12 protein-coding genes are annotated in these 13,946 nt (G+C 67.8%); 5 read left to right on the plus strand and 7 right to left on the minus strand.

Going from position 1 to position 13,946, the window contains the following annotated elements; genetic code table 11:
• From RHA1_RS18225 to RHA1_RS18235, 3 genes are read right to left on the minus strand one after another with little or no spacing between them, the layout of a single operon-like run.
• Positions 1-2,760: a cation-translocating P-type ATPase gene (locus RHA1_RS18225; protein ID WP_011596322.1), complete on the minus strand. Its 2,760-nt coding sequence runs from the start codon at positions 2,758-2,760 to the stop codon at positions 1-3.
• A 27-nt stretch (positions 2,761-2,787) separates the two neighbouring features.
• Positions 2,788-3,630, minus strand: coding sequence for a polyphosphate kinase 2 (gene ppk2, locus RHA1_RS18230; RefSeq protein ID WP_011596323.1), 843 nt, complete (start codon positions 3,628-3,630; stop codon positions 2,788-2,790).
• A gap of 22 nt (positions 3,631-3,652) precedes the next feature.
• Positions 3,653-4,051: a DUF7144 family membrane protein gene (locus tag RHA1_RS18235; RefSeq protein ID WP_009476827.1), complete on the minus strand. Its 399-nt coding sequence runs from the start codon at positions 4,049-4,051 to the stop codon at positions 3,653-3,655.
• Between the two features lie 215 nt (positions 4,052-4,266).
• Here RHA1_RS18235 and RHA1_RS18240 point away from each other — a divergent pair, with 215 nt between their 5' ends.
• From RHA1_RS18240 to RHA1_RS18250, 3 genes are all read left to right on the plus strand, one after another.
• On the plus strand, positions 4,267-4,494 hold the full coding sequence (locus RHA1_RS18240; protein WP_009476828.1) for a three-helix bundle dimerization domain-containing protein: 228 nt from the start codon (positions 4,267-4,269) through the stop codon (positions 4,492-4,494).
• A gap of 81 nt (positions 4,495-4,575) precedes the next feature.
• Positions 4,576-5,025 carry a DUF6325 family protein gene (locus tag RHA1_RS18245; RefSeq protein ID WP_011596324.1) on the plus strand — a complete coding sequence of 150 codons (450 nt, stop codon included), beginning with the start codon at positions 4,576-4,578 and terminating at the stop codon, positions 5,023-5,025.
• Positions 5,026-5,087: 62 nt separating this feature from the next.
• Entirely contained in the window at positions 5,088-5,465 is a 378-nt protein-coding gene (locus RHA1_RS18250; RefSeq protein WP_011596325.1) for an SHOCT domain-containing protein, read from the plus strand.
• 346 nt (positions 5,466-5,811) lie between these two features.
• Here the strand turns inward: RHA1_RS18250 and RHA1_RS18255 are convergent, their stop codons facing one another.
• From RHA1_RS18255 to RHA1_RS49480, 4 genes are read right to left on the minus strand one after another with little or no spacing between them, the layout of a single operon-like run.
• Complete coding sequence (locus RHA1_RS18255) at positions 5,812-7,206, minus strand: diacylglycerol/lipid kinase family protein (RefSeq protein ID WP_011596326.1); 1,395 nt, start codon at positions 7,204-7,206, stop codon at positions 5,812-5,814.
• Positions 7,203-8,630, minus strand: coding sequence for a DUF2252 domain-containing protein (locus tag RHA1_RS18260; protein ID WP_011596327.1), 1,428 nt, complete (start codon positions 8,628-8,630; stop codon positions 7,203-7,205). Before RHA1_RS18260 ends, RHA1_RS18255 begins: the two co-directional genes overlap by 4 nt.
• Positions 8,627-9,715 (minus strand): AI-2E family transporter, encoded by a 1,089-nt coding sequence (locus RHA1_RS18265; RefSeq protein ID WP_041811670.1) that lies wholly within the window; start codon positions 9,713-9,715, stop codon positions 8,627-8,629. The genes RHA1_RS18260 and RHA1_RS18265 overlap by 4 nt, the downstream gene beginning before the upstream one ends.
• 47 nt (positions 9,716-9,762) lie before the next feature.
• Entirely contained in the window at positions 9,763-9,978 is a 216-nt protein-coding gene (locus tag RHA1_RS49480) for a hypothetical protein (RefSeq protein ID WP_148228405.1), read from the minus strand.
• Positions 9,979-10,226: 248 nt separating this feature from the next.
• Between RHA1_RS49480 and RHA1_RS53615 the strand changes: the two genes are divergently transcribed.
• Positions 10,227-12,623, plus strand: a complete 2,397-nt coding sequence (locus RHA1_RS53615) for a winged helix-turn-helix domain-containing protein (protein WP_011596329.1) — start codon at positions 10,227-10,229, stop codon at positions 12,621-12,623.
• Complete coding sequence (locus tag RHA1_RS18275; protein ID WP_011596330.1) at positions 12,620-13,873, plus strand: cation:proton antiporter; 1,254 nt, start codon at positions 12,620-12,622, stop codon at positions 13,871-13,873. The genes RHA1_RS53615 and RHA1_RS18275 overlap by 4 nt, the downstream gene beginning before the upstream one ends.
• The last annotated feature ends 73 nt before the right edge of the window (positions 13,874-13,946 follow it).

Raw genomic sequence — 13,946 nt, forward strand, 5'->3', positions numbered from 1 at the left:
TCAGCGCGCGCGTTGCGGGTCGACCGCGGCGGCGGCGGTCATCGGTGCGGGCGGCGCCGAGCGGAGGTGGCGCCGGCGCCGGAACGCCTTCTCCGCTTCGACGACGATCGGGATGATCAGTGACCACCCGAGGCAGGCGAGCCACTGGCCGCCGGTCAGCGATGTGGTCATGAGGAGGTCTTGGAGGAACCCCGCCTCGACCGCGAACACCGTCACGATGATCGGGATGGACAGGATCTTCAGTGCGCCGAGGATCGGTGGGGTGAGCCCGGACTCCGGGTCGCGCCGCATGACGAGCCCGGCGAGGATGGAACCGAACGACAGCACCACGAACGCCGTCGTCATGGGAACGTTCGCCTCGGTCGTGCTCATCTCGCCCGGCGCGAGGAGCATCGCGGCGAGCGTGACGGCGAACTGCAGGACGCCGTATGCCAGCCACTGCACGAACGCCCTCCGGTTGGCTATCGGCATCTGCGGGTCGCGGGGCGGCTTGTTCATCAGATCCGGTGGCGGAGGGTCGAGCATGATGACGGCGACCGGGAACAGCGTGATGAAGAAGTGCTGGAACAGCACCATCAGCGGGGTGAGCGCGACCCCGTCGTTGATGTCGAAAATGCTCGCGACGAGAAACAGCAGCACCAGCGAGAACAGTTTCGACATCTGGTAGCGGATGTACGACACAATCTTTTCGTAGATGTTGCGGCCCAAGCGGATCGCGGTGATCAGGGTGCCGAAATTGTCGTCGGTGAGCACCATCTTGCCCGCCTGTTTGGTGACTTCGCTGCCCGAGCCCATGGCGACGCCGATGTCGGCCTTCTTCAGCGCGGCCGCGTCGTTGACGGCGTCCCCGGTCATCGCCACGACCGCACCGTTCTTCTGCATGATGTCGGCAAGGCGCAGTTTGTCCTGGGGGGTGACGCGGCCGAACACGTGCAGGTTCGGGAGCGCGGCCGACAGGTCGTCATCGGTCATGGCCTGGAGTTCCGCACCACCGATCGCGCCCGGTCCGAGCCCGAGTTCGGCGCCGATCGCGGATGCCGTGATCGCGTGGTCGCCGGTGATCATGCGGACGTCGATGCCGGCCTCGTGGGCGGTGCGCACCGATTCGATCGCCTCCGGCCGAAGCGGGTCGATGATGCCGACCATGCCGACGAATATGAGGTCCTCGACGAACGACATGGGGTCGGCCACCGCGGCCTCCTCCTGCCCGTCGAGGCGGCGGACCGCGAAGGCCAGCACGCGAAGCCCCTTCTCGGACATGGTCCGATTCGCTGCCGTCAGTTCCTCCCGGACCTCGTCGAGCGGCACCTCCTGCCTGCCCGGCCGGAAGGCGGTCGCGCACCGCGCCAGGACCACGTCGGGGCCGCCCTTGACCAGTTCCACGAATTGGGTTCTGCCATCGACCTGGAGATGGTGGAACGTCGCCATGAACTTGTACGCGGAGTCGAACGGCACGGCGGCGACGCGCGGATATGTTCGCCGGGTCAGTGGGGCGTCGACACCGATCTTCGCCGCGAGCACCACCAGCGCGGCTTCCGTCGGGTCGCCGACGACCTCTCCGGTGCCGGAGACCGTGGCGTCGCTGTCGAGGCACAATCCGTACGCGAGCAGCGTGAAATCCGGGACGGCCTCGCCCGCGACGTGGGTGATCTTCCCCGACTTGGCGTAACCCTCACCATCGACGGTGTACCACCGGCAGTGGAAGTACAGCGACCGCACAGTCATCTGGTTCATCGTCAGCGTGCCGGTCTTGTCCGAGTTGATCACGCTGGTGGCGCCGAGGGTCTCGACGTCCGTAAGGTTTTTCACGATGGCCTTGGCGTCGGCCAGCTGCCGCGCGCCGTAGGCCAGCATCGCCTGGACGAACGTCGGCAGACCGGTCGGGATCGCGGAGACCCCCATGGAAATGCCGAGCAGCAGAAGCGTCGTCACGTCCTGTCCGCGAATCACCCCGATGATGACGATGATCGCCACCGCCGTCCACGCGATGATGCCGAGCACTTTGGTGAGCGAGTCCAGTTCGCGCTGCAGCGGGGACTTGCTCGGTGCGACCGCAGACAGCATCGACGCGATCTGGCCCATCTGGGTGTGCATCCCCGTTTCGGTGACCACCATGGTGGCGGTGCCGCGGGTGACGGAGGTGTTCTGGAAGACCATGTTGCTGCGGTCGCCGAGAGAAATGTCGAGGTTGCCGAGCGTCTGGGGGTCCTTCGCGACGGGTGCACTCTCACCCGTCAGCGCCGCCTCCTGGGTCTCCAAGGTGGCCGTCGCGAGCAGGCGGCCGTCCGCGGGGACGATGTCACCCGCCTCGAGCTGCACGACGTCGCCCGGCACGAGTACGGTGGCGTCGAGCTGGATCAGTGTGCCGTCGCGGACCACCCGCGCCTGCGGTGTCTGCATCTTCGCCAGCGCGTCGACGCTGGCGCGCGCCTTCACTTCCTGCCGTGTGCCCAGCACGATGTTGAGCCCGACGAGAACCGCGACCACGATCGCCGTCGGGATTTCGCCGATGACGATGCTGACCACGGCCACCGCGACCAGCATCAGGTTCATAGGGTCCTTCAACTGCAGCAACGCGATCGACCACGTCGACGGCGCCGGCTCGGAGGCGATCTCGTTCGGACCGTGCCGTCGGCGACGTTCGTCTACTTCGCCGGCCGTCAGCCCCGCCTGCCGATTGGAGGCCAGTGCGGACACGACGGCGTCGGCGTCCTGGGCATGCCAGGCCGTCTGCGTTTGCGCGGGTTCCGTCGAGACCATGACCGCTCGTCCTTTCCGCTCGGATTCTCAGTAGGGGGTGGGAATCCAGTGCAGTGGTTGCCTCGGCGCCTCGTAGCCGTGCGGGCCCCGCCGCTCCGGCAAGGTGATGTCGGGGCGTTCGAGGGGTTCGTAGGGGATCTGGCTCAGCAGGTGGCTGATGATGTTGAGCCGACCGCGTTTCTTGTCGTCGTTGACCGCGACGTACCAGGGCGCCCAGCCGGTGTCGGTGAAGTGGAACATCTCGTCCCGCGCCCGTGAGTAGTCGTACCAATGGGTGTACGACTTCAGGTCCAGGTCCGACAGCTTCCAGACCTTCCGCGGGTCGTCGATCCTGCTCTGCAGTCGCAGCGTCTGTTGTTCCTCGCTCACCTCCAGCCAGTACTTCAGCAGGATGACGCCCGAGTCGACGATCGCGCGTTCGACCGTCGGGACGAGTTGGAGGAACTGCTGCGCTTCCTCCTCGGTGCAGAATCCCATCACCCGTTCGACGCCCGCCCGGTTGTACCAACTACGGTCGAAGATGACGACCTCTCCGCCGGCCGGGAGATGGGGCAGGTACCGCTGCACGTACATCTGCGACTTCTCGCGATCGGTCGGGGCCGGCAAGGCGACGACACGGAACACGCGCGGACTGACCCGCTCGGTGATCGCCTTGATCACGCCCCCTTTCCCGGCGGTGTCGCGGCCCTCGAAGACGATGCAGATCCGCGCATCCGACGATTTCACCCATTCCTGCAATGCGACGAGTTCGCCGTGGAGCGGACGGAGTAGGCGGCGGTACTCCTTGTTCTTCATCGGTGCGGCGGGCTCGGCACCGTCCGGCCGGGGCAGGTCGAGGCCGGATTTCTCGTGCTTCGACTTCTTTCCCACGGCTTCTACCCCGGCCGCCTGCTCAGACCCGATCCGGATTCCAGGTCGACACGGCCCAGATCACCACGACGTCGAGGGCGATGATGAGCACCGACCACCACGGGTAGTACGGAAGCCACAGGAAGTTGGCGAGTATGGAGACGGCCGCGATCACGATCGCGGACACCCGCGCCCATCCCGCGCCGGTGAACAGCGCGAGGCCGACGCCTGCGACGAGCACACCCAGCACGATGTGGATCCAGCCCCAAGTGGTCAGGTCGAACTTGTAGATGTAGTTCAGCCCCGCCACGAATACTTCGTTCTCGGCAACCGCGGCGATTCCTTGGAAGAGGTGGATGATGCCGACGGTCACCATGATGATGGCCGCCCCGATCGAAGTGCCTGCCGCGACGCCCTGCTTGACCGACGTTGTCTCGGACATGACCGTCCCTTTCCTTACCGCGAGCCGGGCGGCCCGGTATCTCCATTGTCCGCCGTTTCACCTGGTGGTAGTCGGGAAACTGTATTTCCGGGCATACTCCGGATATTTGATTCATCCCAGACTCAGGGTTTTTCACGGTCTGACACCGAACCGAGTTGTTCGAGAGGCCGTTTCGTGTCTTGACGGTGGTTCCGCGGCGGGACGACGATGAGTCGATGACCGGCGATGACGAACTGCTTCAGATCGAGCGGGTCATCGAACGCCTGACCACTCGGTATCCGGCCGCCTCACCCGTGGACGTCGAGCACATCGTGCGTACTGTCCACAAGCGCCTCGCGGAGTGCAGGATCCGTGATTTCGTACCCCTCCTCGTCGAGAAGGCGGCACGGCGTGAACTGTCGGACCGCGCAGCGGCCGAAGCGACTGGTGACCTTGTTCTCTAGTCGCCGCGCCCCCCAAGGGTGAATACTGATGAAGAAGCTGTGTGTGGCTGTCGCTGCTGTCTTCGGAAGAGAGGTCTCGCAGTGAACGACACCGATTTCGACGAACTCGGGCCCATCGACTATCTCGTCGTGGAGTTCCCCGCCGACCGGAGACCGGACGGATCGGCGTTGCCCCTTCTGATCGACCTGGTAGAACGAAACATCATCCGCGTGCTCGACCTGATCTTCGTCCGCAAGGAAGCCGACGGATCGCTCGCCGGTGTCGCCATCGAGGACCTCGGGCTCGACGGCGGTGTGGACGTGACGCTGTTCGCCGAGGCGGCAACGGGTCTGATCGACCGAACAGACCTCGAGGATGCGGCTGCCGTCCTGGCCCCCGGGTGCTCCGGAGCGATCCTCGTCTACGAGAACTGCTGGGCCGCACCGTTCGCCTCCGCCCTCCGGCGGGAGGGCGCGCAACTGGTGGCCTCCGGCCGAATCCCCGTCCAGGGCATCCTGGCGGCGCTCGACACGCTCGACACCACCAATTGAGATTCGAGGAGGCCGGAATCCTGGCCTGCTGACCGGAACACCGAGTGGACGGAGCGTCGAAAATGGAAGGTTTCTGGGAGTTCTTCTGGTTCATCTTCGTCTGTTTCGCCTTCGCGGCCTATTTGTCCGTGTTGTTCTCGATCATCACTGACCTGTTCCGGGACCGCGAGACGTCGGGGTGGGTCAAGGCGATCTGGATCATCTTATTGTTCGTCATTCCCTTCCTGTCTGCACTGGTGTACGTGATCGCCCGCGGCGACGGCATGGCGAAGCGGTCGATGGCCGCCGCTCATCAGGTCAAGCAGGCCCAGGACTCCTACATCCGCGACGTCGCCGGGAAGTCCCCGGCTCAGCAGATCACGGAAGCCAAGGCGCTGCTCGATTCCGGCGCGATCTCCGACGCGGAGTTTCAGGCGATCAAAACGAAGACACTGGCGTAGAAAGGATTTCGAGTTCGGCGACTTCTGTCCATGGCCGCGTTCGATGGGTGCTGCGCACCCGGTGGCCGGTGGCTCTCGGCTGACGTAGGACGATATCGATCTCCGGCTGCAGGACGGATCCGAACGACTTATGTAGTCGGACCGTGAATCCTTTTGCGTTTCAGAGTTGTCAGGATTTGAGGTGTCGGCCTCGGGATCTGATGGAGGCGGCGGCGGCACGCCATGCTGTCACTGGGGACGAAATCGAACTCGCACCCGGACCTCTACTCTGCCGGGGCGTATCTCTGTCCCGCAACAGGTTTGCTCGGCTCCGTAATGTTGACGTGGGCTCGGTCTCGGCCTGGCCTCAGCTGTCGGGAGCCGGGTCGTCGGCATTCTTCGCGGCGACGGTGTGCGCATCTGGTGGTGGTGCGCTCTGACGGTGCCATGCCAGTTCGCGGAGCCGGACCCAGTCGACTGCCGCTTTTGCGGGACGCACGCCGGGGCGATCGCGGGGGACCCGCACGCGCAGGGCGCCGGGCTCGATCGTGCAGCGCACCGGGGTGTCGAGGAGCAGCGATTCTCCGTCGACGCCGACGGGGGTCTGGCGTGTGTGGGCGTCGACGACCACCTCGCCCGTTGTGTGTTGGGTCAGGCCGTGGGCGTTGACCCGGCCGAGGAGGCCGACCGCTTGACGGGTGTTGGCCACCGACACGGTCACGGCGCCGAGGACGCCGCGGTCGAGCCGGTCGCGTCGGTTCAGGCCGGCGAGATCGCTGCTGCCGTAGGGGTTGTTGCTCACCAGCACCGCTTGCGGGTTCCGCACGGTGACGTCGCCGATCCGGGTGACGAGTGGGGCGGCGGCGTGCCCGGTGAGCAGGTCCGGGAGCATCTCGAGCACAGTCCCGGTCTTGTCGTTGCGGTAGGCGGGACTGCGGACCACCTCGGCGTAGACCCCGAAGGAGGCGTTGTTGACGAACGGACGGCCGTTGATCCGGCCGAGGTCGACGGCGAGCTCGACCCCGTCGCGCAGGGCGTCGAGACACCGGCTGGGATCGGCGCGGTCGAGTCCGAGGTCCATCGCGAAGTGGTTGCGGGTCCCGGCGCTGATCACCAGGAACGGCAGATCGTTCTCGGCTGCGACCCCGGCGACGAGGGCTTGGGTCCCGTCGCCGCCGGCCACACCGAGCAGGTCGGCGCCGCGGGCGACCGCCCGCCGGGCCAGTTCGGTGACGTCGACGGTGCCCGGGCCTTCGAGCAGGACCACCTCGGCGCCGAGTTCCTCGGCCTTGCGCTGGAGGTCGAATTTCGCGACCTTGCCACCACCGGAGTGCGGGTTCATGATCAGCACCGGATGCCGCGCCGGTGGGGCGGGCACCTCGCGCACGGCGGTGTCCGTGGTTCGTCCGCTCAGGGCGGCGCGGGCGCAGAGCACGGCGAGGATCGCGAGAATGGCGGCGGCGACGACCTCGGCGAGCAGGTGGGCGCGAATGAACAAGACCAGCACGACGATCGGTGACAGTATCGCGATGGTCAGCGAAATCCAGCGCAGGACACCGCGAGTGGCGAGGAACCAGTACAGTGCGGCGACCATGACGACGACGCCACCGACTCCGACGACGAGGACCCCGAGGGAGCTGAGCAGGCCGGCGGACACCAGCGGCACCGCCACTGCGAGGATCGCCAGTGCGAACGCCGCCCGCGCCCACCAGCGCCGGGATCGGGTCGCGGTGTCGGGGGAGCCGGATCGGTTGTCGCTCATCGCCCGGTCCCCGGGTGTGCGGTGATCCGGCCGTCGTCGATGGCCTGGCGCAGCGCGGCGTGGTCGCGGGCGTTCTGGTCGGCGTAGGCCTCGGCGAAGGAGGCCAGCGCTTTATCGAAGTCGTCGTCCGAGCCCAGGTACCCGGCGATGGCGAACCGGTCGCCGGCGCGGGCGTGCGCATACGCGAGCACGCGGGCGCACAGCCGGCCGTAGAGGGTCATCAGGTGGGCGGACATGGTCTCGATGACGGCCGAGCCCTTGCCGTCACGCAGCTGGCGGACGTAGTAGTCCCGGACCGTCCCGTCCGGGTCGGGTCCCTGTTGCCAGCCGAGGAGGATGTCGCTGGCGGCCTGGATGAGGCGTTGCCCGGTGACGACGCGTTCGCCCTGGTTGGTGACCGTGGGGCCGTCGAGGTATTCCGCGAGGACCGACGGCTGTGCCTCCTTGGCCTGTAGGAACAGGGGGTCACCGCCGGTGCCGCGGAGCAGGATGATCCAGGCCCGGGTGCCGACGCTGCCCACGCCGACGACTTTCCGTGCCGTCTGGACGTATTCGAATCGATCGAACAGGACACGTCGGGCGGGTTGCAGGGTGTCGCGGTATTCGCGCAGTCGCTGGATCAGCTCCCGGTTGATCTGTTCGGCTTCGGTGTCGGTGAAGATCTCCTCGATGGGAACGACCAGCGGCGGTGTGCTCACGATCCGCGGGGTGCCGTCCACGAGGGTGGTCAGTTTGGACAGCGCCTGCATGCTGTCGCGGCCCCAGGATTTGCGGATCGTCTTCTTCACGCGTTTGCGTGCCGAGGAGTCCAGGGCGTCGCGGAGCTCGTCCAACTCGGCGGCGGCGTCGATGTGGGAGTACCAGACCGCGAGCTCGCCGCACTCGGCCTGGCGGGTCATCGTTTCGCGGTATTCGGCCGCGCAGGCGCGGGCGATGCGCTTACGTTCTTTGCCACGGAACCCGTTGCCGCGGCCGGCGACGGCGAGGCTCGCGACGAGTCGTTTGACGTCCCATTCGAAGGGGCCGGGATAGGTTTCGTCGAAGTCGTTGACATCGAAGGCGAGGTCGCGTTCCGGTGTGGCGAAGAGCCCGAAGTTGCTCAGGTGGGCGTCCCCGCACAGCTGGGTGTGCAGACCGGTGGTCGGGGCGTGCGCGAGGTCGTCAGCCATCACCAGGGCGGCGCCGCGATAGAACGCGAACGGTGACTCGGCCATCCGCCCGTACCGGATGGGGACGAGGTCGGGGACCCGGGTGGTCGCCTGGGACTCGAGCAGGCCGACGGGGTCACGATCACGGGTTCGATCGTGTTCGGCGATGGCGCCGAACGGGATTCGGTGCCGAACCGTTTCGCCGTGCTCGGTGCGAGCGGCCCGGGTCGGATGGTCGGTGGGTCGCGGTGCGGGGGGAGCGTCTGGTGTTGTCATGGCGTAGTCCCTGGCTTCGCGGCGACGGTGTCGTCCGGTTCGTCTTCTTCCGGTGTGCCGTCATCGGGTGTCACCGTGCTGGCGAGCATGACCTGCACCCATCGCGTCGACGGATCGATGTCCACCAGCATTGCCTCGGCGAACGGTGTCAACGGGATCGCCAGGATCGCCCCGAGAGGTCCGAGCACCCACGACCATAACACGAGCGAGAGGAACGTGAACGTCACCGTCAGGCCGACCGCGTCGCCGACGAACTTGGGTTGAATCACCGACTGGATGAGCACGTTGAGCGCGCTGTATACGACGATCACCCACAGCATCAGCACCGGGCCACCGTCGAGCAGGGCCAGCAGCGCCGGTGGGATGAGGCCGATGATGAAGCCTATGTTCGGAATGTAGTTGGTGATGAACGAGAGCAGCCCCCACAGGATCGGCAGCGGGATGCCCATCAGCCACAGTGCGCGCGCGTCGAGCACCGCGACGATCAGACCGAAGAAGGTCGAGACGAAAAGGTAGATGAGCGTGCCGGCGGCGAAGTTGGTGAACGCCGAAGCGAGGTCGGGGCGCAGCCGATTCAGTGTGTTCAGCCGCCACGTGTAGGTGGCGGCGTCGGCGGACATGAACAACAGCAGGGCGAACACGAACAGCAGGTTCGAGAACACCGCGAGCGTGCCCGCGAGAATATCGCCGACCAGGTCGGTCACCTTGGACATGTCGATGCCCGCGATCATCTGCTGCACCTGGTCCGAGCCGATACCGTGCGATTGCAGCCCGGACTGCACGTTGCCGACCATTTCGTCGAACTTGTCGGAGTATTCCGGGAGCAGGGTGGACAGTTGCGCAATCGAGAACACCAGGGCCAGGACGAGGAACAGCAGAATCCCCCACACGGCCAGGATCGCCACGATCATCACGAGCCACCCCGGCCAACCCCTGCGCCGCAACGCGTTGGGGATCGGTTGCACCGCAACGGTGAGTATCAGCGCGAGAAACACCGGTCCGACGATGTCGGCGAACGCCTTCAACGCCCCGAGGGCGACGACCAGGCTCGCCCCGCCGACCAGGACGATGACTCCGCGGGGCATTGCCCAATTCGGCACGGTCGCCGGTGACGCAGATGCTGGGCGCATCGCTACTTCTCTCGTCGAAGAGTGTCGCGTGTGACGATCGATTCACTGTCGATCTCGGCGATCAGGTGATCCGTGGTCTTGGTCATGCGTGAACGGTCTCGCCCACTCGGTGTTGGCGCGCCGATGTAGGTTGTCGCCGGTAGCGCGATGAGGCCGCGGGGAATCGTCCACGGCGCTGGGGGCACCGCCGGGTGCGGGGCGGATTCGTCGGAGTGCATCTCTTGCGCCTCCTTCCCTCTGGTTGGGATCGCGTGCGGTGGGCTCGGGCCGAGCTGGGGGTTCCGCCGCGAGGAGGGCCACCAGGTCACGAGGTCGGGCACCCTCACATGTGGTCTGGTTCCCAGCTTTCGCAGCCCGGCCGCTGGTCGCATCCCCCGAAACGGGTGACGACCTGGGAAGCATCGGAGTTCAATGGAGGGGTCGAGCGGATCACGCAGAATCGCTTCGGACGGACGCCGGTGCCCCCATGCAGAACCCTGCAGTGCCCGATCCCGCAGTACCCGATCCCGCGGTTCCCGATCGCGCGGGTCCCGGGTCAATCGACCCGCTGCTCGCGGCCCGGTTCGCGGTCCCGGCGGCCCCCAAGATCCTCGTCCGCCGGCCGGGGCTGCTCGACCGGCTGACCGCCGGAACGCGCGGTCCGGCGACCCTCGTCGCCGGACCGGCCGGCGCCGGCAAGACGGTGCTCGCCGCCCAGTGGGCCCGGGAGCACACGGCACTCCCACCCCCGGTATGGCTGACCGTGGAACCCGGCGACGCCCCGGGACTGTTCTGGGCCTATGTGCTCGAGGCGTTGCACCGGGGCGGGGTACTGCCGGTCGGGGTCGGGCGGCCGGAGCGGGCAGAGGAGGTCGACCACCCACTGCTGGTGCGGCTCGCCGACGCGTTGGCCGCCTCCCGGCAGCCGGCGATCCTGGTACTCGACCAGTTCGACGCGGCGTCCGCACCCGAGATCGCCGCCAGCCTGCACTTCGTCGTCACGCACGCCGCCGGCGGGCTGCGGCTCGTGCTCACTACCCGGACCGAGCCTCTGCTGCCGCTGCACCGCTACCGGGCGCACGGCGATATCACCGAGATCCGCAACGCCGACCTGATGTTCACCCCTGCGGAAGGCGAACTGCTGCTGCACTCGCACGGGCTGGAGATCTCGCGGGCGGGTGTTGCACTGCTGGCCGAACGCACCGCCGGCTGGGCTGCCGGGCTGCGACTGTCCGCGTTGGCGATGCAGCGCAGCACCGACCCGGAGGCGTTCATCGGCGCATTCGCCGCCGACCGCACCACGATCGCCGACTACCTCCTCTCGGAGGTGTTCGCCGCACAGCCGCCCGCGGCGCAGGAGCTGCTGCTGTGTGCCTGCATCACCGACCGGATCCATCCCGAACTGGCGGACCTTCTCACCGGCCGCCGCGACGCCGACTGGACCCTGGCCCGCCTCGCCCGCGCCCACGCCTTCCTCGAACGCGTCGAGGGATCGGCCTGGTACCGGCTGCATCCGCTGTTCGCCGAGGTGCTCCGCGCGCACCTCTCGCAGCGATACCCCGGCCTCGAACCCCGGCTGCGAGCCCAAGCGGCGCGCTGGTTCGCCGACACCGGGCGCGTCACCGATGCCGTCGCACAGGCCGCCGCCGCCGATGACTGGCAGTTCGCGGCCGGGCAGCTGGTCGACAACCTTGCCGTCGGCCGGCTCCTCACCGGACTCGACACCGCACGACTCGCTCAGGCGTTCGCCGCCATGCCGGCGGACCTGCCCGGCGCGGCCCCGGCGCTGGTGGACGCCGCTCTCCGACTCGCCGATGGTGACCTGACCGGTTGCACGGCCGCGCTGACCCGGGCCGACGAGTTCCTGCGCGCCGGGCCCGTTGCCCCGGAACCCCAGCTGGTCCGTTCGATGGTCGGGGTGCTCGCGGGACGGGCCGCCGGCGATCTGGCCGCCACCCGGCAGGCGGCGACCACCGCCGACCGGCTGCTCCACACGGTGCCGCAGCCCCTGCGCGGGCAACACCCCGAGATCCCCGCGATGGTGCTGGGTGGGCTCGGCTCGGCCGAACTCGGCGCCGGCCATCTCGACCGCGCCGAACAGATACTCACCGACGCGGTCACCGCGAGCGAGCGACCCGGAACCCAACAGCCGCTGCGGGATTCGCTGGGCTCCCTCGCCCTGGTCGAGCTGCTGCAGGGACGTCTGAGACAAGCCCTGGCACACTCGCGCCGAGCGCTCGCCGTCGCCGAGCGCTCCGCGGTGCCACCGGACGACCTGGTCGGGCTCAGTCACCTCGTCCTGGCCGGAGTCGCGGCCGAACACGACGACCGGGCGGCCGCCCACACCCATCTCGACCTGGCAATCGAGCCCGCCGGACCCCGGCCCGCCCCCATGACGACGGCAACGGCCGCCGTCATCTGCTCCCGGCTCGCCACCGCCGACGGTGATTGGCGCGGCGCCCTCGAGATCCTGCGCACCGCGGAAACAGCCCTGGTTCACCCCCCGCCTCAGTGGGCGGCGGATGAATTGGTCATCGCCGCATCCTGCGCCCACCTCGCGCACGCCGACACCCGGGCGGCCCTCGAAGTCCTCGACGCCGCACCCTCCGGCCGTCCGGAGCACGCCGTGGACCGCAACGCTTCCCCCGCTCCGGCAGCCAGAGCTACCCCACCCCGGCCGCGGAGGCCGATGCCGACGGGTCGACCACAATCCACTTCGCCCCCGAAAAGCCGGACGGGGTTGCTGACGGCAACTGGATCCAGAGCGATCCGGGCAAGGGCTGGTTTGTCATCCTGCGCTTCTTCAGCCCGCTGCAATCGTTCTTCGACAAGACCTGGAGACCCAGCGAGGTCGACCGGGTGCGGTGAGGCGGTGACATCGTGACGTGGGCATTGCCCGCAATCGCCGGAGTGTTGCTCGTCTTCGCCGCGATCTCCGGCCGCATCGAGGGCACACCGATCACCGCCCCGATCGTCTTCACCGGCAGTGGCCTCCTACTCGGGGGCATATCGGTGGGGCTGATCGACATCGAGTCCACTGCCGAGATCATCAAGCTCCTCGCCGAGGTGACGCTGGCGCTGGTGCTGTTCTCCGATGCCTCCCACGTGGACCTGCCCGCGCTGCGCGCCGAGATCTCCTTGCCGGCACGTCTGCTCGGCATCGGGCTGCCGTTGACGATCGCGGTGGGTTTCGGCGCCGCGGTGGTGATGCTCGGTGACTTCGCCTGGCCCGAGGCGCTGCTCCTCGCGGTGATCCTCGCCCCCACCGATGCCGCGCTCGGGCAGGCCGTGGTCACGCTCCCGCTTCTCCCGTCCCGGGTGCGGCAGGGCTTGAACGTCGAAAGCGGTCTCAACGACGGAATCTGCGTGCCACTGTTTCTGATCGTGCTGGCGATTGCCCAGGCCGAGTCGGGGGCGATCGGGCACGGCGCCGCCGTCCGGTTGGTCGCCGAACAGATCGGGTACGGCATCGTGGCCGGCCTCGCCGCCGGGGTGATCGCGGCCGCGATCCTGATCACCGCCCAACGGCGCGGAACGATCGACCCGTTGTGGGCGCAGATCGTTCCCGTCGCCGCTGCTGTCCTCGCCTACACCGTCGCCGTGCCGCTGGGCGGGTCGGGCTTCATCGCCGCGTTCGTCGGTGGACTGACCTACGGGACGATCCGCCGCCGCAAGGCGGCCGGCAGTGACGGTGCGGGCCTCCTCGACGAGTCCGGGGACCTGTTCAATGCCGTGACCTTCATCGTCTTCGGCGCCATCCTGCTCGGCCCCGCCCTCGGCCACCTGTCCTGGGCGGTGCTCGGCTACGCGGTGGTGAGCCTGACCGTCGTCCGCATGATCCCGGTGGCGTTGTCGATGATCGGGATGCACGCTCGCGCCCCTACCGTCGGCTTCATCGGCTGGTTCGGCCCCCGCGGGCTCGCCACCATCGTCTTCGCGATTCTCATCCTCGAAGAGCCCGGCGAACTACCCCACGAGGAACTGCTCCTGACCACCGCGATCATCACGATCGGCCTCTCGGTCCTCGCTCACGGGCTCAGCGCCGCCCCGCTGGCCAACCGCTACGCCACCTGGTTCCGCAACAACCCCCGCGGCGAGGAACAACCCGCCCAGGAAGCGACACCCTCGACCTGACCGCCGGGCACCGAACAATCGAAGTCCGCACCGACGAACCCAGATTGGCGCGCGGTGCGCGCAACCGTGGTCG

It is taken from the genome of Rhodococcus jostii RHA1 (genome assembly GCF_000014565.1).
GTDB lineage: Bacteria > Actinomycetota > Actinomycetes > Mycobacteriales > Mycobacteriaceae > Rhodococcus_F > Rhodococcus_F jostii_A.